The sequence below is a fragment of the Castellaniella sp. genome (assembly GCF_041677825.1).
Taxonomy (GTDB): Bacteria; Pseudomonadota; Gammaproteobacteria; order Burkholderiales; family Burkholderiaceae_B; genus Castellaniella.
This window is the reverse complement of sequence record NZ_JBAYPG010000030.1, coordinates 1-20,298: the sequence shown is the minus strand read 5'-3', so window position 1 is coordinate 20,298 and position 20,298 is coordinate 1. Positions and strand designations below refer to the sequence as shown.

General features: G+C 64.7%; 15 protein-coding genes, 1 tRNA gene and 1 pseudogene. 8 read left to right on the top strand and 9 right to left on the bottom strand.

From position 1 onward, the window contains the following. The first annotated feature begins 31 nt into the window (after positions 1-31). Positions 32-105 (top strand) — tRNA-Cys (locus WCY17_RS12105). A 20-nt stretch (positions 106-125) separates the two neighbouring features. Continuing rightward, the gene (locus WCY17_RS12100; protein WP_372702445.1) at positions 126-848 is read left to right on the top strand and encodes an SDR family NAD(P)-dependent oxidoreductase; all 723 of its coding nucleotides are present in this window, start codon (positions 126-128) and stop codon (positions 846-848) included. A gap of 124 nt (positions 849-972) precedes the next feature. Here WCY17_RS12100 and WCY17_RS12095 read toward each other — a convergent pair whose 3' ends face one another. From WCY17_RS12095 to WCY17_RS12080, 4 genes are read right to left on the bottom strand one after another with little or no spacing between them, the layout of a single operon-like run. Continuing rightward, a complete protein-coding gene (locus tag WCY17_RS12095) occupies positions 973-2,577 on the bottom strand; it encodes a GMC family oxidoreductase (protein ID WP_372702444.1) in 1,605 nt (534 codons plus the stop codon). Further along, positions 2,577-3,377, bottom strand: coding sequence for a shikimate dehydrogenase (locus WCY17_RS12090; RefSeq protein WP_372702443.1), 801 nt, complete (start codon positions 3,375-3,377; stop codon positions 2,577-2,579). Before WCY17_RS12090 ends, WCY17_RS12095 begins: the two co-directional genes overlap by 1 nt. A 51-nt stretch (positions 3,378-3,428) precedes the next feature. Then, a complete protein-coding gene (gene recN, locus WCY17_RS12085) occupies positions 3,429-5,078 on the bottom strand; it encodes a DNA repair protein RecN (protein WP_372702442.1) in 1,650 nt (549 codons plus the stop codon). Continuing rightward, positions 5,078-5,977 carry an NAD kinase gene (locus WCY17_RS12080; RefSeq protein WP_372702441.1) on the bottom strand — a complete coding sequence of 300 codons (900 nt, stop codon included), beginning with the start codon at positions 5,975-5,977 and terminating at the stop codon, positions 5,078-5,080. The genes recN and WCY17_RS12080 overlap by 1 nt, the downstream gene beginning before the upstream one ends. 116 nt (positions 5,978-6,093) lie before the next feature. Between WCY17_RS12080 and hrcA the strand changes: the two genes are divergently transcribed. From hrcA to dnaJ, 5 genes are all read left to right on the top strand, one after another. Next, positions 6,094-7,107 (top strand): heat-inducible transcriptional repressor HrcA, encoded by a 1,014-nt coding sequence (gene hrcA / locus WCY17_RS12075; protein ID WP_372702462.1) that lies wholly within the window; start codon positions 6,094-6,096, stop codon positions 7,105-7,107. After that, entirely contained in the window at positions 7,100-8,104 is a 1,005-nt protein-coding gene (hemH, locus tag WCY17_RS12070) for a ferrochelatase (protein WP_372702440.1), read from the top strand. Before hrcA ends, hemH begins: the two co-directional genes overlap by 8 nt. 139 nt (positions 8,105-8,243) lie before the next feature. Continuing rightward, entirely contained in the window at positions 8,244-8,834 is a 591-nt protein-coding gene (gene grpE, locus WCY17_RS12065) for a nucleotide exchange factor GrpE (protein WP_372702439.1), read from the top strand. Positions 8,835-8,927: 93 nt separating this feature from the next. Continuing rightward, positions 8,928-10,850, top strand: a complete 1,923-nt coding sequence (gene dnaK / locus WCY17_RS12060) for a molecular chaperone DnaK (protein ID WP_372702438.1) — start codon at positions 8,928-8,930, stop codon at positions 10,848-10,850. Positions 10,851-10,952: 102 nt separating this feature from the next. Then, a complete protein-coding gene (gene dnaJ, locus WCY17_RS12055; protein ID WP_372702437.1) occupies positions 10,953-12,074 on the top strand; it encodes a molecular chaperone DnaJ in 1,122 nt (373 codons plus the stop codon). Between the two features lie 119 nt (positions 12,075-12,193). Here dnaJ and WCY17_RS12050 read toward each other — a convergent pair whose 3' ends face one another. The 4 genes from WCY17_RS12050 to WCY17_RS12035 form a co-directional block, all read right to left on the bottom strand. Continuing rightward, the gene (locus WCY17_RS12050) at positions 12,194-14,959 is read right to left on the bottom strand and encodes a M16 family metallopeptidase (RefSeq protein ID WP_372702436.1); all 2,766 of its coding nucleotides are present in this window, start codon (positions 14,957-14,959) and stop codon (positions 12,194-12,196) included. 69 nt (positions 14,960-15,028) lie between these two features. Next, a complete protein-coding gene (locus tag WCY17_RS12045) occupies positions 15,029-16,198 on the bottom strand; it encodes a VWA domain-containing protein (protein WP_372702435.1) in 1,170 nt (389 codons plus the stop codon). Between the two features lie 12 nt (positions 16,199-16,210). Then, positions 16,211-17,074 carry an AAA family ATPase gene (locus WCY17_RS12040; RefSeq protein ID WP_372702434.1) on the bottom strand — a complete coding sequence of 288 codons (864 nt, stop codon included), beginning with the start codon at positions 17,072-17,074 and terminating at the stop codon, positions 16,211-16,213. A 251-nt stretch (positions 17,075-17,325) separates the two neighbouring features. Next, a complete protein-coding gene (locus WCY17_RS12035) occupies positions 17,326-17,757 on the bottom strand; it encodes a DUF1841 family protein (RefSeq protein WP_372702433.1) in 432 nt (143 codons plus the stop codon). A 92-nt stretch (positions 17,758-17,849) separates the two neighbouring features. Here WCY17_RS12035 and icd point away from each other — a divergent pair, with 92 nt between their 5' ends. Continuing rightward, positions 17,850-19,106: an NADP-dependent isocitrate dehydrogenase gene (gene icd / locus WCY17_RS12030; protein WP_372702432.1), complete on the top strand. Its 1,257-nt coding sequence runs from the start codon at positions 17,850-17,852 to the stop codon at positions 19,104-19,106. Positions 19,107-19,219: 113 nt separating this feature from the next. Here icd and WCY17_RS12025 read toward each other — a convergent pair. Further along, positions 19,220-20,182 (bottom strand): annotated as a pseudogene (locus WCY17_RS12025) (restriction endonuclease subunit R); the annotation flags it as partial. Positions 20,183-20,298 lie beyond the last annotated feature (116 nt).

Genomic DNA, 20,298 nt, shown 5'->3' with positions numbered 1-20,298 from the left:
TTGGCTGGGTCGACCAGCCATCCACATCACCGGCGCAATGGCAGAGTGGTGATGCAGCGGACTGCAAATCCGTGTACGTCGGTTCGATTCCGGCTTGCGCCTCCAAATGATCATCAAGACCGATCATGCACACTTTCCAACCTGATCTGTTCTCCGGTCGACATGCCTTGGTGGCCGGGGGCACGCGCGGTATCGGCGCCGCGGTGGCCAGCCACCTGGCTGCACTGGGCGCAACGGTGATTGCCGGGGGTCTCGATGACACCGACGGTTCGCTGGCCGACGGCATACGGGTCGCACACCTCGATGTGGCCGATGACAGCTCCGTGCAGGGGCTTTTTTCCTCGCTCGAGCGCCTCGATATCCTGGTCAATTGCGCCGGCATCATACGCCGCAGCGATGAACACCGGCCCGAAGTCTTCGAGCGCGTGCTGGCCATCAACCTGACGGGCAGCATGCGCACGTGCACGGCCGCGCGCCCGCTGCTCAAGGCCAGCGGCGGCGCCATCGTCAATACGGCCTCGATGCTCAGTTTTTTTGGCGGGGGCCTGGTGCCGGGCTATGCCGCCAGCAAGGGCGGGGTGGCCCAGCTTACCAAGTCGCTCGCGCTGGCGTATGCGGCCGACGGCATACGGGTCAATGCCATCGCACCCGGCTGGATCGCAACGGCACTCACGCAGAACCTGCAGGATGACGATGCGCGCTCGCAGGCGATTCTTTCGCGTACCCCACTGGGTCGCTGGGGATCACCCGCCGATCTGGGCGGGGCCGTGGCCTTTCTGTGTTCGCCCGCGGCTGCGTTCATCACCGGGGTCATCCTGCCCGTCGACGGCGGGTATCTGGTCGCCTGAGCGCCCGTGGCCGCCCGGGCAGCCTGTGTTCGCCCGAGCGGCCACGGGCAGCCTGGCAGGCCAGAAGGCCGGAGCCCATCGAGAGGGGGTGGCCAAAACCTGTCAGCGGCGCAGGGCGCGCGTATCAGCCCGCCTCGCGCGCATCTTCGAGTATCATCTCCGAAGCCTTTTCGGCCACCATCATGACTGCGCCCTGGATGTTGCCCAATATCATCGCCGGCATGACCGAGGCATCGGCCACGCGCAGCCCCGGCAACCCGCGCATGCGCAGGCGCGGATCCACGACCGCTGCGGCATCCGTACCCATGCGGCACGTGCCGATGGGGTGGTAGATGGTCTGCCCCACCTGGCGCACGTAATCCAGCCATTGTTCGCGCGCCTGCACGTCGGGCCCCGGGTTTTTCTCGTGGTCGACGTAGCGCGCCATGGCAGGCTGTGAAATGATCTGCCGGGCCACCTGCATGCCGCCGATCAGGCTGTCCTGATCGGCTTCGCTGGCCAGGTAATTGGGGCAGATGGCCGGTTGTTCATCGGGATTTGCACTGCGGATATGGATGCTGCCCCTGGATTCGGGCCGCATCTGCGAAATGGCCAGCGTCATGCCGGGTGGGCGCTCGAGTTCGCGGGCCACCTGATTGGCATAGCTGGCATTCATGAAAAAGTATTGCACATCGGCGCTGGGCAGATCCGGGCGGCTTTTCACGAACCCGCCGGCCAGGCCGGTGCCCAGGGTGAGAATGCCCGTGCGGCGGGTGAAATACTCGGCCACCGCCAGCGCCAGACGCCAGCCGTATCGTTGCTGATTGACCGACAGGGCCCCCTTGACCCGCCAGTCCATGCGCGCGCAGTAATGGTCGATGTAATTTTCACCCAGGCCCGGCATGGCGTGCTGCACGGCAATGCCGGCATTCCGCAGGACGTCGGGGCGCCCGATGCCCGAGAGTTCGAGGATCTGCGGCGTCTGGATCGCGCCGGCCGCCATGATGACCTCGGTGCCGGCCCGGACCCGGTGCGTGTGCGGGCCACGCCGGTAGGTGACCCCGACGCAGCGCCCGCCTTCGAGGTCGACCTTCAGCACCTGGGCATTGGCGAGCACGTGCAGATTCGGGCGCGCCCGGGCCGGCTTGAGATAGCCATCGATCACACTCCAGCGCCGGCCGCGATGCTGCAGGACCTGATAATAGCCAAAGCCATCCTGGACCGGGCCGTTGTAATCCGGGTTGAGTGCATGCCCTGCCTCTTGGGCCGCGGCCAGCAAGGCTTCGGAGAGCACATAGCGTTCGGTGACTTCATGCACATGCATGGGGCCGTCGTGGCCGCGCGAACCGTCGCCCTTGGGATAGCACTCGAGCTTGCGAAACTGCGGCGCCACATCGGCCCAGCCCCAGCCGTCTGCCCCCAGCGAGGCCCAGCGGTCATAGTCGGCTGGCTGGCCGCGCACGTAGATCATGCCGTTGATCAGCGTCGAGCCGCCCAGGCCCTTGCCCCGCGGCACGGCGATCTTGCGCTGGCGGGTCATTGCTTCGGGCTCGGTCTGGAACAGCCAGTTGTAGCGCGGGTCGGTGATGAGCTTGCCAAAACCCGCCGGTATCGAAATCCAGATGCTGCGCCCTTCGTGCCCGGCCTCGAGCAGCAGCACGGAGTGGCGCCCTGACGCGGTCAGCCGGTTGGCCAGGATGCAGCCGGCAGCCCCGGCCCCGACAATGATGTAGTCGTAGTGGTCTTTCATCAGGCACCTGCATCGTGGCCCAGCATGAAGCGCGCCATCTGATCGATCTGTGCCTGCAGCATGTGACGCCCGATGTGCGTGCGGCAGCCGAGTTTGCGGGCCTGATCGAGCCAGGGGGTGAATTCGGGTTTGGTGATGATCTCTACGGCGGTCATGGTGGGGTCGAGCAGGGTCGTGTCGATCGGCAGTGCATCGCCCGGTTTCATGCCGAGCGAGGTGGCATTGATGACCATGTCATGGCCGCGTGGATCGGGCGCGCCAACCTCGATCTGTGCCCCGGGGTGTGCGGCCTGCACGCAGGCCTGCAGGGCTTCGGCCTTCGCTTGGGTGCGGTTGGCAATGGTGAGTGTGGCTGCACCTGCCTCGAACAGGGCGAGGGCGATCGCCGTGGCGGCGCCCCCTGCGCCCAGGAGCAGAATGCGCTGACCCTGCGGGGTTATGCCCTGGCCCTCGAGGCCGGCCACAAAGCCATGGCCGTCGAACATGTCGCCGATCAGCCGGCCCTCGGGGGTGCGCCGTACCGTGTTGACCGAGCCGATGGCCCGTGCGGCCGCGCCGACCTCGTCGCACAGGGCGGCCATGGCGGTTTTGTGCGGCATGGTGATGACCAGGCCATCGAGGTTGTGCAGGGCCCGCAAGCCCTGCACGACGGTCTGGAGATCGTCGAGATGCACATGCAGGGGGACGAATATGCCGTCGATCTGGTGCGCTTCGAACCACGTATTGATCATCTGGGGGGCCTGAACGTGGCCCACCGGGTCGGCCAGAATGGCGAATAAACGGGTGGTGCCTGTGATCATGATGTACTCCATACTGAAACGGGCTGCATCGGAGGCCGATCGGCCATACCGCTATTCTGCCAGCATCTGCAGCATCTCGCGTGCGTGCGCCCGGGTGGCACGGGTCAGGCGCAGCCCCCCCAGCATGCGGGCGATTTCCTCGACGCGCTGGTCGGCGGTCAGCGCCTGCAGTTCGGAGAGCGTCCGGCCCTGCTGCGTGTGCTTGCTGACCAGCCAGTGATGCCGTGCGCAGGCTGCCACCTGCGGCAGGTGTGTCACGCACAGGACCTGGTGGCGTTGCCCCAACTGGTGCAGCAGGCGGCCCACGACTTCGGCGACGGCCCCGCCAATGCCGGCATCGACCTCGTCGAAGATGAGCGTGGGTACCTGTGCGGCCTGGCTCGCGATGACCGACAGGGCCAGCGCAATGCGCGCCAGTTCGCCGCCGGAGGCCACCCTGGCCAGGGGGCGCGGTGCCACACCGCCATGCCCGGCCACCAGGAATTCGATGGCTTCGAGCCCGTGCGGGCCCGGCTTTGCAGCCTGTATCTGCACGCTGAACTGGCCGCCCTCCATGGCCAGATCCTGCATGGCCGCCGTCACCTGATCGGACAGTTGTCCGGCAGTGGCCTGGCGTGCCTGCCCCAGCGTGCGTGCGCGCTGTTCATAGTGGCCCCTGGCTTGCTGGCAGGCTGCTTCCAGCGCTTCGGTGTCGTGGCTGGCCTGCAACTGACGCAGACGCTCGAGCAGCGCGGCGTGGTGGCCGACCAGGGCCTCGGGATCCACGGAAAAGCGGCGGCCCGCCTCGAACAGGCGGCTCATGCGCGCCTCGACCTCTGCCAGCGCCTGTGGATCGGGTTCGATGCGGTCGGCATAGGCATTGAGGCCGGAGACGGTTTCGGAACACAGGATGCGCGCCGACTCGAGCGCCTGGGCGTGCGGCTCGAGGCCGGGGTCGTGGCGCAGCATGCCACGCAGCGCCTGCAACGCTGCATGCAGGGCCTGCAGGGCGGACCCGGATTCGCCATCGAGTGCATCGGCCGCCTGCCCGGCACCGGCCAGCAGGCCCTGCGCGTGGGCCAGGCGAGATTGGGTGGCGCAGAGTTCGGCCCATTCACCTTCAGTGGGCGCGAGTTCGTCGAGCCAGGCCACATCGTTCTGCAGAACCTCGAGTTCGGCCGCCTGGGCCCGGGTGTCCTGGCGTGCGGCCTGCAGCGCTGCATCGGCAGCCCGCCATTCATGCCACGTGCGCGCGACTTCGGCGGCCAGATCCGCGTGGCCCCCGTGTGCATCGAGCACATCGCGCTGCCTGGCCGCCTGCAGCAGGCTCTGGTGGGCGTGCTGGCCATGGATGTCGACCAGCAGGGTGGCCAGTTCGCGCACCTGGCCAAGCGGCGCCGGAATGCCGTTGATGTAGGCTTTGCTGCGGCCCTGCGTGTCGAGCACCCGGCGCAGGATGAGTTCGGAGGCGTCCAGGGCTTGCGCCGTGAGCCAACCCTGCACGGCTTCAGAGGGTTCGAACACCGCGCTGATGTCCGTGCGTGTGCAGTCTTCGCGCACCAGCGTGGCGTCACCGCGCCCGCCCAGCGCGAGGGACAGCGCGTCGATCAGGATGGATTTGCCCGCCCCTGTTTCGCCTGAAAAGACCGTGAAGCCTGGTTCGAAGGAAAGATCGGCGTGCTCCACGATGACGAAGTCCCGGATGTGGAGGGCGCGCAGCATCAATCCGCCTCGTCCCAGGGGTGTACCATGCGGTTCCAGTTGAGTTTGCTGCGCAGCGTGGAGAAGTAACTGTAGCCCTTGGGATGCAGGAAACGTACGCGATGCGGGCTGCGCCGGACATCGATGCGATCGCCTTCCTGGCAGTCGGACAGGGCCTGCATGTCGAAGTGCACGCTGGCGCCGGATTCGACACGGCCCAGCGCCGTGATGGTGATGGTCAGCACGCTGTCGGCCGGCAGGGTGATGGGGCGGTTCGAGAGGGTTTGCGGCGCCACGGGCACCAGTACCAGCGCATTGACCTGCGGGTGCAGGATGGGGCCGCCAGCAGACAGTGCGTAGGCGGTGGACCCGGTCGGGGTGGCGATGATCAGGCCATCGGCGCGCTGGCTGTGCATGAAGTTGCCGTTGCATTCGACCCGCAGTTCGATCATGCCGCCGCGCCCGGCGCGGTTGATGATCACATCGTTCAGCGCAAGGCCGGAAAACATGGGCTGGTTGCCGCGCATGACGCGACCTTCGAGCAGCAGGCGTTCATCTTGCACGTAGGCGCCGTTGAGGATCGCCGTGATGGCCTGATCGGCACTGCCCAGCGGGATGTCGGTGATGAACCCCAGGCGGCCGTGGTTGATGCCGATGAGCGGCACCCCCGTGGTGGCCAGTTCGCGGGCGGCCGCGAGCATGGTGCCGTCACCGCCCATGATGATGGCCAGATCGGCCTGGACGCCGATTTCGGCAAACGAGGCCCGCGTGAATTCGGCCACGCCCGTATTGCGCCCGGTGTCGGCCTCGATCAGGACCGTGCAGCCGGCACCCTGCAGCACCCGGCCCAGGCGGCGCAGGGGCGTATCGAGCCCGCTGTCCTGATAACGGCCCACCAGGGCCACGGTCTTGAAGTCCATGGGCAAAGGATCCCGATTTGATGAAATAATGCAAGTATCCGATTATAGGAGGACAGGGCACGCTTGCCTAAGCTCCGGTGTCAGGAAAATCACTCATGCAGGGTCAGAATACCAAAATGGATGAACGCGCCAGGTCCTTGCTCAAGGCCCTGGTCGAACGCTACATTGCCGAAGGCCAGCCGATCGGTTCGCGAACCCTGTCGAAGGTCTTCGATCTCTCGCCGGCCACCATACGCAACGTGATGGCCGATCTCGAAGAGCTGGGCCTCATCCACAGCCCGCACACGTCGGCCGGCCGGGTGCCCACGCCGCGCGGCTACCGTATTTTCGTCGATAGCCTGATTGCGGCCCAGCCCCAAGATCCCGTGCTGGATCTGCATATCGTCGACCATCTGCCGGCATCCGAGCCGGGGCGCGCCGTCAATGCAGCGGCCACCCTGCTGTCCAACCTGTCGCGTTTTGCCGGGGTGGTGCTGGCCCCCAAGCGCACGCAGATATTTCGCCATATCGAATTCATCCGTCTGTCCGACCGCCGCGTGCTGCTGATCATCGTCACCCCCCAGGGGGATGTCCAGAATCGCATCCTGTTCGTGCCACGCGAGTACTCCGAGGTCGAACTGCTCGAGGCTTCCAATTTCTTCAATCATCATTTTTCGGGCAAGTCGTTCCACGAGGTGCGTCAGACGCTGGCGCGCGAACTCGCCTCCCTGCGCAGCGACATCTCGCGCCTCATGCAGCAGGCGGTGGATGCCGGGTTCGACAGTCCCGACACGGTCGATGACGCGGTGGTGATCTCGGGCGAAGGCAAGCTGCTCGATGTCACCGAAATGACGGCCGACATGGATCGCCTGCGGCGCCTGTTCGAGCTGTTCGAGCAAAAGACCGATCTCCTGCACCTGCTGGATGTCTCCAGCCGGGCGCAGGGCGTACAGATCTATATCGGCGGCGACTCACACCTCGTGCCGCTCGAAGAGGTCTCCATCATCACCGCGCCCTACGGGGTCGATGGCGACGTCATCGGCACGCTGGGGGTCATCGGGCCCAGTCGCATGGCCTACGACAGGGTGATCCCCATCGTCGACATCACGGCACGCATGTTGTCCAACGCGCTGGGCCAGGCGCATGCCTGAAGCGCGCGCATCGGCGCGCGGCCCCATCGGCATCCTGCTCATCAACCTGGGTACACCGGATGCGCCCACGTCCGCCGCCATACGGCGCTATCTGCGCGAATTCCTGTCCGATCCGCGGGTGGTCGAACTGCCGGCGATACTCTGGCAGCCGATCCTGCAACTCTTCGTGCTGACCCGGCGCCCGGCCGCGATCGCGCCCAAATACCGGCTCATCTGGCACGAGCGGGGTTCACCCCTGCTGGTGCATGGCCAGGACCTGGCAGCCGGGGTACAGCGCGTGCTGCAGGACCGTGGCCTGCCGGTTCAGGTGGCGCTGGCCATGCGCTATGGCAATCCTGGCCTGTCCCCCGCCTTCGATACCCTGCGCGCAGCGGGCTGTCGTCGCATCCTGGTGGCGCCCCTGTATCCGCAGTATGCCGCCAGCACCACAGCCACGGCGGTGGATGCGGTCAATGCGCGTCTGGCGCGCTCGCGCCACCAGCCCACGCTGCGCTTCCTGGATCGCTTTCATGATGCGCCGGCCTATCTCGATGCCCTGCAGGCCGCAGTGCTCGATCACTGGGCGCAGGCGGGCCAGGCCGATCGCCTGCTGCTCAGCTTTCATGGCCTGCCGCAGGCCGCCGTGGATCGTGGCGATCCTTACCAGGCCGATTGCCACCAGACGGCGCAGGCCCTGCGCGAGCGCCTCGGGGCCGATGGCGAGCGGGTGTTCGTGGCCTTCCAGAGCCAGTTCGGGGCGGCGCCCTGGTTGCAGCCCTACACCCAGCCCACGCTCGAAGCCTGGGCGCGCGAAGGCGTGCGCAGCGTGGATGTGATGTGCCCCGGTTTCGTGGCCGATTGCCTCGAGACCCTCGAAGAAATCAATCTGGGTTGCCGCGAAGCCTTTCTGCAGGCCGGCGGGCGCGAGTTCCGCTACATCCCCTGCCTGAACGCCGAGGCGGGCTGGGTGCGGGGTTTTGCCGATCTTCTGGCGCAGAATCTCGCCGGGTGGGCCTGACTGGCATCCTGACCGAACCGAAGGCCGGTGATTCCTGCACGGCCCGGCTGCAGAAAATTTTCCAGACCCGCCTTGAATTCGGGCCGATGCGCCCTCAGCTAGTCCACGTCCCCGTATTCATCGTTTTTGGAGATTCAACATGTCGGCATCCCAGGAAGACCAGGCCCCGCACCCGGCGCCTCATGGCCAGGGCGAAGACCCGGCTCAGCCCTCCGCCCGGGCCGCTTCCGAAGACCCGGCCCAGTGGGCCGACGAGGGTGGTACCGAAGATCTGTCTGCCCTGCTGGCCGAGGCCCAGCAAAAGATCAGCGACTATCACGACCAGCTGCTGCGCGCGCATGCCGAGGTCGAGAACGTGCGTCGCCGGGCCCAGGACGACGTCGCCAAGGCACGCAAGTTCGGCACCGAAGCCTTTGCCGAGAGCCTGATCCCGGTGTGCGACAGCCTCGAGGCCGCCCTCGCCCAGGAAAACCAGACGACCGAACACTGGCAGGCCGGGGTTGAATCCACCCTGCGCCAGCTCAATACGGCGTTCGAACGCAACCAGATGCACGAAATCGCGCCGCAGGCGGGCGATGTCTTTGATCCGCACCGCCATCAGGCCATCTCGAGCGTGCCTTCCGAGCACCCTCAGGGCACCGTGGCGCAGACCCTGCAGAAGGGCTACCTGATCGCCGACCGGGTGCTGCGCCCGGCGCTGGTCATGGTCTCTGGCGGGCCATCCGCATAGCCGCCGGCCGGGGCTTGAAAAGTTCCGGTCCGGCCCAATATTCAATGCATTGGCGGTCGCGTGCCGCCCCCTGTCACCAACCTGGAAACCATCATGAGCAAGATTATCGGGATTGACCTGGGTACCACCAACAGCTGCGTGTCCGTGCTGGACGGTACCAAGGTCAAGATCATTGAAAATTCGGAAGGCACCCGTACGACACCTTCCATCGTGGCCTACATGCAGGATGGCGAAATCCTGGTGGGCGCGCCTGCCAAGCGTCAGGCCGTCACCAACCCCAAGAACACGATCTTTGCCGTCAAGCGCCTGATTGGCCGCAAATTCGACGAAAAAGCCGTTCAGAAAGACATCGACCTGATGCCCTACAGGATCATCAAGGCCGACAATGGTGACGCCTGGGTCGAAGCACAGGACAAGAAACTTGCGCCACCGCAGGTGTCGGCCGACATCCTGCGCAAGATGAAGAAAACCGCCGAAGACTACCTGGGTGAAGAAGTCACCGAGGCCGTCATCACCGTGCCTGCGTACTTCAACGACAGCCAGCGGCAGGCCACCAAGGATGCCGGGCGCATCGCCGGGCTCGAGGTCAAGCGCATCATCAACGAGCCCACGGCAGCGGCCCTGGCGTTCGGGCTCGACAAATCCGAGCGCGGTGACCGCAAGATCGTGGTCTATGACCTGGGCGGCGGCACGTTTGATGTTTCCATCATCGAAATCGCCGATGTCGATGGCGAAAAGCAGTTCGAGGTCCTGTCCACCAACGGTGACACATTCCTGGGTGGCGAGGATTTCGATCAGCGCATCATCGGCTACATCATCGAAGAGTTCAAGAAAGAATCCGGCGTCGACCTGTCCAAGGACATCCTGGCCCTGCAGCGCCTGAAAGAAGCCGCTGAAAAGGCCAAGATCGAACTGTCCTCGACCCAGCAGACCGAAATCAACCTGCCGTACATCACGGCCGATGCGTCCGGGCCCAAGCATCTGAACCTCAAGATCACGCGCTCCAAGCTCGAAGCGCTGGTCGAAGAGCTCATCGAGCGCACCATAGAACCGTGCCGCATTGCCATCAAGGACGCGGGCATCAAGGCATCGGACATCGACGATGTCATTCTCGTGGGCGGCATGACGCGCATGCCCAAGGTCCAGGAAAAAGTGCAGGAGTTCTTCGGGCGCGATCCGCGCAAGGACGTCAACCCCGACGAGGCTGTCGCCGCCGGTGCGGCGATCCAGGGGTCGGTGCTGTCGGGCGATCGCAAGGACGTGCTGCTGCTCGACGTCACGCCCCTGTCGCTGGGCATCGAGACCCTGGGTGGCGTGATGACCAAGATGATCAAGAAGAACACCACCATCCCGACGCGTTTCTCGCAGGTGTTCTCCACGGCCGATGACAATCAGCCGGCAGTGACCATCAAGGTCTATCAGGGCGAGCGCGAAGTGGCGGCCGGCAACAAGGCGCTGGGCGAGTTCAATCTCGAGGGCATTCCACCTGCAGCCCGCGGTCTGCCACAGATCGAGGTGACCTTCGACATCGATGCCAACGGCATTCTGCACGTGTCGGCCAAGGACAAGGGCACCGGCAAGGAAAACAAGATCACGATCAAGGCCAGCTCCGGGCTGACCGAAGACGAGATCGAGCGCATGGTGAAAGACGCCGAGCTGAATGCCGAAGAAGACCATCGCATCGCCGAGCTTGCCCAGGCGCGCAACCAGGCCGACGGCCTGGTGCATGCCACGCGCAAGTCGCTTGCCGAGCATGGCGACAAGCTCGAAGCGTCTGAAAAAGAGGCCATCGAAGACGCCATCAAGGCGCTCGAAGACGCCGCCAAGGGCGATGACAAGGCGGCCATCGATGCGAAGACCGAAGCGCTGGCAACCGCGTCCCAGAAGTTGGGCGAGAAAATGTACGCCGACATGCAGGCGCAGCAGGCGGCTGCGGGCGGCGCCGAAGGTGCCGAGCCGGCTGCAGGGGCCGATGATGTCGTGGATGCCGACTTCAAGGAAGTCAAGCGCGACTGATCGCCCAGGCGCCGCGGTATTTCTGTATTGACCCGGTGGCCGCCTCAGGGCGGCCCCGGGCATTGTGACTGACACCGGCACCCGGTGCTGCAGGCAGGATTCATGGCAAAAAGAGACTATTACGAAGTGTTGGGGGTGGCCAAGAACGCCTCGGATGATGAAATCCGCAAGGCGTATCGCAAACTGGCCATGAAGTACCATCCGGATCGCAACCCGGACAGCAAAGAGGCCGAAGACCGGTTCAAAGAGGTCAAAGAGGCCTACGAGATCCTGTCCGAACCCGAAAAGCGCGGTGCGTACGATCGCTTTGGCCATGCCGGGGTCGACCCCAATGCCGCAGGAGGCATGGGGGGCGCTGGTGGTTTTGCCGACGCCTTCGGGGATATCTTCGGCGAAATCTTCGGCGGCGGGGGGGCGCGCCGGGGTGGCGGGCCGCAGGTGTATCGGGGCTCCGATCTGCAGTACAACCTCGAGATCACCCTCGAGCAGGCCGCGGCGGGCTTCGATACAGAAATCCGCATCCCCAGCTGGGATCCCTGCGAGACTTGCGATGGCTCGGGTGCCAAGCCGGGCACGGCACCACGCACGTGTCATACCTGTGGTGGCAGTGGCGCGGTGCGCATGCAGCAGGGGTTCTTCAGCGTACAGCAGACCTGCCCGACCTGCCACGGCAGCGGCAAGGAAATCACGGACCCCTGCCCCTCCTGTGACGGGGTCGGCCGTATCCGCAGGAACAAGACGCTGCAGGTGGGCATCCCGGCCGGCATCGACGACGGCATGCGCATCCGCTCGTCAGGCAATGGCGAGCCCGGCCTCAATGGCGGGCCACCGGGTGACCTGTATGTGCAGATCCATCTCAAGAAGCATGGCATTTTCCAGCGCGATGGCGAAGACCTGCACTGCGAACTCACCATCCCCTTCACCAAGGCGGCCCTGGGAGGCGATCTGGAAGTGCCGACGCTGAACGGGCGCGGCGAGATCACCATCCCCGAAGGCACGCAGACCGGCAAGACTTTCCGCCTGCGGGGCAAGGGCATCAAGGGCATACGCTCCAGCTATCCGGGCGACCTGTACTGCCACGTGGTGGTGGAAACCCCGGTGCGCCTGAATGATGAACAAAAAGACCTGCTGCGCCAGTTCGAGGCTTCGCTCAGCAACGGCGGCGATCGCCATTCGCCCAAGAGCGAGTCCTGGACCGACAAGGTCAAGAGCTTCTTTTCCTGAGGGTTGCCGCGCCGGTCCGTCAGATCAATCCAGCAGGCCAAGATTCCTGGGCAGCCAAAGCACGACTTCGGGGTGGGTCATGTGGCTGTATCGCAGGCGACCCCCGGTGTCCACCGCCATCAGGGCTGCGGATCCGGGTCGGTCGCCACTGCAATGCTGAGCTGGCCGGGGGCCAGCACGGCGCGCAGGGCTTGGTTGACCTCGTCAGCGTCCAGATTCTGCAACTGATCGATGATGGCTTGCTGGCGGGCGAAGCTGCGCCCGGTGGCCAGATAGTCCAGCCATTGGCCGGCCAGGAAGCTGTCACTGGAGCGCCCCAGTTTCAGGTAATTGACCAATGATTTCACGCCCTGGTCGATCTCGGTCTGGTCGAAGCCATTTTTCAGGGCATCGTTCAGCACCTCTTGCATGCGATCCGTCAGGACGGCGGCATTCTGTGCCGCCATCGAGGCAAAGAATGTCCAACTGCCCGAAGGTTGCCAGGGCGAGGCCAGCAAGCGGCTGCCCACCGAATAGGACAGCCCGTCGCGTACCCGGATGGCCTGCCACAGGCGCGAATCCTGGGATCCGCCCAGCAGGTAGTTGGCCAGCAGCAGGGCCGGCCAGCGGGGGTCGGTGTCCTGCAGTTGCAGGCGCAGGGTGGCCAGATAGTTGGCATTGGCCTTGCCCGGCGTGGGGATGGTGAATGACTGCGGCGTCACGGCGTACCAGGGGTCGGCGATGCGCGCGTACGCCGGGGCCTGTTGCCACTCTTGCAGGCCCTCGCGCAGATGTGCTTGCACCGCCTGGGGATCGAAGTCGCCCACGGCTGAAAAGAGAATGTTGCCGGCGCCGTAGAAACGGTCGTGAAAGGCCACCAGCTGCTCGCGCCGCAATGCGCGGATATCCTGCACCAGCTCTCGGGCCGTGGGGGTGTAGCGCACGTCATCAGGCGCCCAGGGCTGATCGTGGCGCTGCAGCGTGTTGCGCACCAGCCAGGCCGGGCTCACCGACTGATCCTCGACGTGGGTCTCCAGGCTGCGCTGCAAACGGCTCAGTTCATCGTCCGGGAAAGTGGGCTGGCGCAGCAGGGTGAAGGCCATGTCCATCAGTTCGGGCAGGTTCTCGCGCGAACTGCGCATCATGACTGTCAGGGTATTGCCGTCGCTGTCGAAAGCCAGCTCGGAATCCAGCCGGGTCAGTGCATCCTGGATCGCCTGGCGCGTCAATCCCTGGGCACCACGCATCAGCATGGCGGCGGTCATGTCGGGAATCACGCCCAGGCCCTGCAATTCTGCTGCAGTGCCAAAGCGCAGCTGCATGCTGGCGTGGACCTGCTCGCCGGGGGTCGCCTTGGGCAGCAGGGCCAGCCTGACCGTGCCGTTGGGCAGTTGCAGGGTGTGACGCCGGGTGGCTGCGTCGATGGCCAGTGGCGTCGTGTCCAGGCGCGCGATCGCGGGCCGTTCGGTACCCGTTTCGAGTCGTTCGATCCAGGGGGCCAGGTCTGGCTGGGCCGGGCTGGGTGCATACACCGGGTCTGCCGTGGGGATGTACAGGCCGCTGGTGCGGTTGGTGGGCACCAGCCAGGCTGCCAGGGTACTGCGGATCTGTTCCAGCGTCAGGGCGCGCACTCGCAGGGGTTCGACAAAGAACAGGCGCCAGTCGCCGCGCGCAACGGCTTCGGACAGCGCGCCCGCCAGACTCGCAGACTGATCATAGATTTTTTGCCACTGATTCAGCCAGGCTGTGCGATTGCGCTCGAGCGCAGCCTCGTCGAGCTGCTCGATGGCGCGGGTCTCCAGGGTCTCGGTCAGTGTCTGCAGCACCGCCCGGGGATCCTGATCGGCCTGCATCTGAGCGCCAAAGATGGCGTAGCCCGGCTGCTGCATGGGCCGGGCAAAGCCAAAGACGCTGCTGGCCTGGCCGGCTTGCACCAGGGTCTGATACAGTGGCCCGGCCGGCGTGTCGGCCAGCATGTCCACGCCCATGGACAAGGCGGTATAGGCGTCGCTCGCGCCCGCTGGCAGATGGTATTGCGCGATCGCAATCGGGCTGCCGCCGATGCGTTCCAGCGTGACGCTGCGAGCTCCCTGCTGCACGGGTTCGCGGGTGTATTCGACGGGCAGCTGGCGTTCGGGCCGGGGCATGGTGCCGAATTCCTGCATGATCCAGCCCAGCGTCTGCTGTGGGTCGAACTGCCCGGTGATGATGAGTACCGCATTGTCCGGCTGGTAATGGCGGTGGTAGAAGGCTTCGAGCTGGGCAATGTCCACGTTCTCCACGTCCGAACGCGCCCCGATCACGCTGCGACCGTAGGGGTGCCAGACATAGGCGGCGGCACTGGTCTGCTGCAGCAGGATGCTGAACGGGCTGTTCTCGCCGCGTTCCATCTCATTGCGCACCACCGGCATCTCGGCGTCCAGATCCGCGCGGGTGATGCGCGCGTGGAGCATGGCCTCGGCCTGCCATGACAGGTACCACTGCAGGGTATCCGGGTCGCTGGCAAAAGTGGCATAGTAATTGGTCAGATCGGCGCTGGTCGAGCCGTTGGCCGCCAGCCCGCGGCGGGAAAATTCGGCCAGTGCGTCAGGAAAGCGCGGGCTGCCACGAAACAGCAGGTGTTCGAGCAGATGGGCCATCCCGGTTTCGCCGGGCCCCTCGTTGCGCGAGCCCACCCGGTAGCTCATGTTGACCGTGGTGCGGTCGCGTGATTCGTCGGGCGCCAGCAATACCGTCAGGCCATTGTCCAGGTGGTATTCGTGCACACCCTGAATGGTGACGATGGCCTCGACGCCGGCCGGCAGGGCCGGGGCGCCGACTCCTGTGGCGCTGGCGGGCCATTGGCCCAGGAGCGCCAGGGGCAGGCACAGGGCCAGGGCGGAAAGCAGGGATTTGAATCGGTTCATGGGTCGGGTCGGTCGGTTGGATCGAACTGAGCGGGTGTCGTGCGCGGTCTTGCGCAGATCCATGGGGGGCTACTTGGACAGCAGGTGCATGGCCTGTTCGAGGCCTTCCAGTGTCATGGGATACATGCGCTCATGCAGAAGTTCCCGGATGATGGCCACTGACTGCCGGTACTGCCAGGATGCAGAGGGTTCCGGATTCAGCCATACGGAGTGGGGCCAATGGCTCACCAGGCGCTGCAGCCAGGCCGCGCCCGTTTCTTTGTTGTGGTGTTCGATGGCCCCGCCGGGATAGAGCAGTTCATACGGGCTCATGGTGGCATCACCCACCAGGATCAGGCGCCAGTCTTCACCGTAGCTGCGCAGCAGATCCCAGGTGTCGGTGCGCTCATCGTGGCGGCGCCGATTGTCGCGCCACACGGATTCATACGGGCAGTTATGGAAATAAAAGACTTCCAGGTTCTTGAATTCGCTGCGGGCTGCCGAAAACAGCGTTTCCATGAGAGCGACGTGATCGTCCATGCTGCCGCCCACATCGAGCAGCATGAGGACCTTGATCGTATTGTGGCGCTCGGGCTGCCAGCGCAGATCGAGCAGCCCGGCCTGTTCCGCCGTGCCGCGTATGGTGCCGGGCAGGTCGAGTTCCTGCTCGGCCCCTTCGCGGGCAAAGCGGCGCAGGCGGCGCAGCGCCATCTTGAAATTGCGCGTGCCCAGTGACTGCTGATCGTCGTAATCACGGAAATGACGCTGCTCCCAGACCTTGACCGCGCTGCGATTGCCCGCCGATGGGCCGCCGATGCGGATGCCCTCGGGGTGGTAGCCGCCGTGTCCGAAGGGTGATGACCCGCCGGTGCCGATCCACTTGCTGCCGCCTGCGTGGCGCTCTTTCTGCTCGGCCAGGCGCTCGCGGAACATCTCCATCAGGCGCTCCCAGCCGTGTTTTTCGAGCGCCGCCCTTTCGGTATCGCTGAGATGCTTGCGCATGGTCTGGATGAGCCAGTCGAGCGGGATTTCCTTCTGGCTGATGGCAGCCTGGCGCCGGCCGATCCAGGCGGCGAATACGCGGTCGAAGCGATCGTAGCGGGTCTCATCCTTCACCAGGGCGAGCCGCGCGAGGTGGTAGAAGCCTTCGGCATCAACGGGTGCCGCCGGGCTGGCAAGGAGTTCGAGCAGGCTCAGGTACTCGCGGATGGAGACCGGCACGCCGGCGCTGCGCAATTGCTGGAAGAATTCGGCCAGCATGATGACGCGACCCTAGCGGCTGCCCCGCTGGGCCATCAGGGCCAGGCGTTGCAGCAGCTTGAGATCCTGTTCGTTCTTCAGCAGCGCGCCGGCCAGTGGCGGGATATCCTGTTGCGCCGCCAGCGCTTCACGCGAGATGGACTCGGCCAGCAGCAGGCGCAGCCAGTCGAGGAATTCGGACGTGGACGGGCGCTTCTTCAGGCCGGGTACTTCGCGCAGCCTGAAGAAGGCATCCAGGGCCGCGCCCAGGATATCGCTGCGCAGGTCGGGAAAATGCACCGCCACGATCGCCGTCAGGGTATCGCGGTCGGGGAACTCGATGTAGTGAAAGAAGCAGCGCCGCAGGAAAGCGTCCGGCAGGTCTTTTTCATTGTTGGAGGTGATCAGGATCAGGGGCCGGTGCCGGGCGCGAATGGTCTGGCGCGTCTCGTGCACGTGGAATTCCATGCGATCGAGTTCGCGCAGCAGATCGTTGGGGAACTCGATGTCGGCCTTGTCGATCTCGTCGATCAGCACCACGCAGGGCTCGGGTGATTCGAATGCCTGCCACAGCACGCCCTGGATGATGTAGTTCGCGATGTCGTGCACCCGTTCATCGCCCAACTGTGAATCACGCAGGCGCGACACCGCATCGTACTCGTACAGGCCGTGCTGCGCCTTGCTGGTGGACTTGATATGCCATTGGTGCAGCGGCCGCCCCAGCGCCCGGGCCACTTCTTCGGCCAGCAGCGTCTTGCCCGTGCCGGGCTCACCCTTGACCAGCAAGGGGCGCTGCAGGATGAGGGCCGCATTGACCGCCTGCTTGAGGGGTTCGGTGGCCACATAGTGATCGGTGCCGGTGAAACGGGGGGTGGCTGAAGCGTGATTCTCGGACATGGGAAACTGGGGCGCTGTGGACGATGGTGACGGGGGCTCAGGGGATCTCGCGGACCTTGGCTGCGGGCGCTGAGGCATCGGATCCGAAGGCTGAATCGAAAACTGGATCAAGCAGCAGTTGTACCATGATGTGGCATGCTGTGCCGGGGATGGGCCGCAGCCCGTGGTCCGTGGCGGCGCGGATGCCCCACGTGCCACCGCCACCCCGGCTGCCGATTTCCCGGCCTGCGCGCTGCGCCACCCGGCGCGATTCAGTGCTCGCGGGTGGCATGGCGGCGGATCAGCTCGAGGTAGTGCGCATTGTCGAATGGGGTACCCATGCGCTGGGCCTCCCAGACCACCTCGCCCAGGGCCTCCATGATGATGTGTTCGGCCTCGTGCGCGCCCTTGCGGGTACGCAGCAGCGTCCAGGCGGCGCGGATCCCCGGTGGCTGGTCGATGGAGACCTGCTCGCGTATGGCCAGGTGCATCGACAGGTGCAGGAACGGGTTGGTGCGCCCGGCTTCGACGGGGTAGTCACGCGTAGCGGCATCGGGATCCTGCAGGTCGGTGTGGTATTCGGGATGCTGCTCCACCAGATCGGCCGCCATGGTTTCGAGCGGCGTCAGAATTGCGCCCGTACGGCGCTTTTGCCAGGCCTCGGTGAAGAAGCTGCGTACCTGTTCTTTGGAGGGATTGAACATGGAATGGGGCGCACAATTGGGTTAAACTCTTATATAAGACTGAAATGTACCCTTTTTTTCAGAACCCCATCCCCAGCAACACTGGAGCATCCATGGCTTATCAGCATATCAAGGTCCCGGCAGGCGGGCAGAAGATCACGGTCAATGCCGATTTTTCGCTCAATGTGCCCGATGAACCCATCCTTCCATACATCGAGGGCGACGGCACGGGCCAGGATATCACCCCGGTGATGCTCAAGGTGGTGGATGCCGCAGTGGCCAAGGCCTACAACGGCCAGCGCAAGATCCACTGGATGGAAGTCTACGCCGGCGAGAAATCCACCACGATCTACGGCCCGGATGTCTGGCTGCCCGACGAAACCCTCGATGCCGTGCGCGACTATGTCGTGTCCATCAAGGGCCCGCTGACCACGCCGGTGGGCGGGGGCATCCGCTCGCTCAACGTGGCCCTGCGCCAGCAGCTCGACCTGTACGTCTGCCTGCGCCCGGTGCGTTATTTCAAGGGGGTGCCTTCCCCCGTGCGCGAGCCGCAAAAGACCAACATGGTCATTTTCCGCGAAAACTCCGAAGACATCTATGCCGGCATCGAGTTCGAGGCCGAATCCGACAAGGCGCGCAAGCTGATCGATTTTCTCCAGAACGAGCTGGGGGTCGACAAGATCCGCTTCCCGGCCACGTCGGGCATCGGTGTCAAGCCCGTCTCGCGCGAGGGCACCGAGCGCCTGGTGCGCAAGGCCATCCAGTACGCCATCGACAATGACCGCGCCTCGGTCACTTTGGTGCACAAGGGCAACATCATGAAGTTCACCGAAGGGGGCTTCCGCGACTGGGGCTACGCGCTGGCACAGAATGAATTCGGCGCCCAGCCGATCGACGGCGGCCCGTGGTGCAAGTTCAAGAACCCCAAGACGGGGCGCGACATCGTCGTCAAGGATTCGATCGCCGATGCCTTCCTGCAGCAGATCCTGCTGCGCCCGGCCGAATACGACGTGATCGCCACGCTGAACCTGAACGGCGACTACATCTCCGATGCCCTGGCGGCCCAGGTGGGCGGCATCGGCATTGCGCCGGGTGCCAACATGTCCGATTCGGTGGCCATGTTCGAAGCCACCCACGGCACGGCGCCCAAGTACGCCGGCAAGGACTACGTCAACCCGGGCTCCGAAATCCTCTCGGCCGAGATGATGCTGCGCCACATGGGCTGGACCGAGGCCGCCGACCTGATCATCAGCAGCATGGAAAAATCCATCCTGTCCAAGAAGGTCACGTATGACTTCGCCCGCCTGCTCGAAGGCGCCACGCAGGTGTCCTGCTCGGGCTTTGGCCAGGTGATGATCGACAACATGTAATCGGTTTTCGACTGATTCATTCAGGTCTGCAAAGGCCCCGTTTTCATGGGAAGGCGGGGCCTTTCAGTGTCTGGTAGGGTAGGGCTGAATCCGGGGCCATCGGATGTGCTTGGGGCCATCTCCGTCCACAGATCGTCAATTGAACGTACGACCACATACCGGGCCGGGTTTTCACCAACCGCCAGCGCAGTGAAGTGCGCCTTGCCGCATTCGATCTTGGCACTCTCCTTGTCGCGCAGGTCGTCGGTGAACAAGCTGCTTTTGGTTTCCACCACAAAGTACAGGTGCTGGCTGCTGTCTTCTTCCACCAACACGACCCAGTCGGGGTTGTAGTTGCCCAGTGGCGTGGGCACTTTGAACCAGCGTGGCAGCTTGGCGTAGAGTTTGATGGCGTCGTTCTTCTCCAGCCCATCGGCGAAATCCCGCTCGGTGGTCGAGTCGTACACCACGTGCTCGTAGATCGACTTGTGGGTATCCAGCAGCATGTTCTTGAGATAGCCGGTGAGCTCTTCCTTTTCGAACAGCTTCTGAGCATAGACATGCTGGCCGCCGAGCTTCTGGTACTTGATGCCGTCGACCAGGGCCAGGCGCTTGCAGCGGTTGATGGCCTCGGCGGTCAATCCGATGAACTGCTGCGGGTTGCGCTTGAAGTCGTCCAGGCGGCCGCTTTCCGTCAGAATGCTGACGATGGTGCGCCGGGTGAGCTGGGTGCGATCCTGCAGGTCAGTCAGCAAATCCGGTAGCTCGATATCCGCCTCGTCCAGCACCACGGTTGCTGCGCCCGCTTTCTCCGTCGCGGCGACCCCCGCCTTGCCGATAGCGATGTCGGCCTTGCGCCATTGCAGCCGTGCCTTGGCGATCACCGGGGCCTTCCGCAATGCTGCGATGCAATCCGTCACCAGCTTGGCGTTGTCGAACTGCACGCGGTAGGTGGTCTGGTGCTTGATGCGATCCCACAGCGCCTTGAACTCATCGCTCAGATAAACAGCCTTGCCATCCTTGCCCTTGCGCAGCGGCACTGGCCTGCGCTCATCGGCATTCTTGATGTCCAGCCGACCCGACACCTTGCGCGTAACCGGTCAGCCAGAGGCGTCATTCCCTGGCCTTGTTTCACGAGCGAGACTACTCGTCATGATCAACAGGGCGGGAGGTCCGGGCGATGGACAGACAGAGAACAGACAAGCAGCGGCGC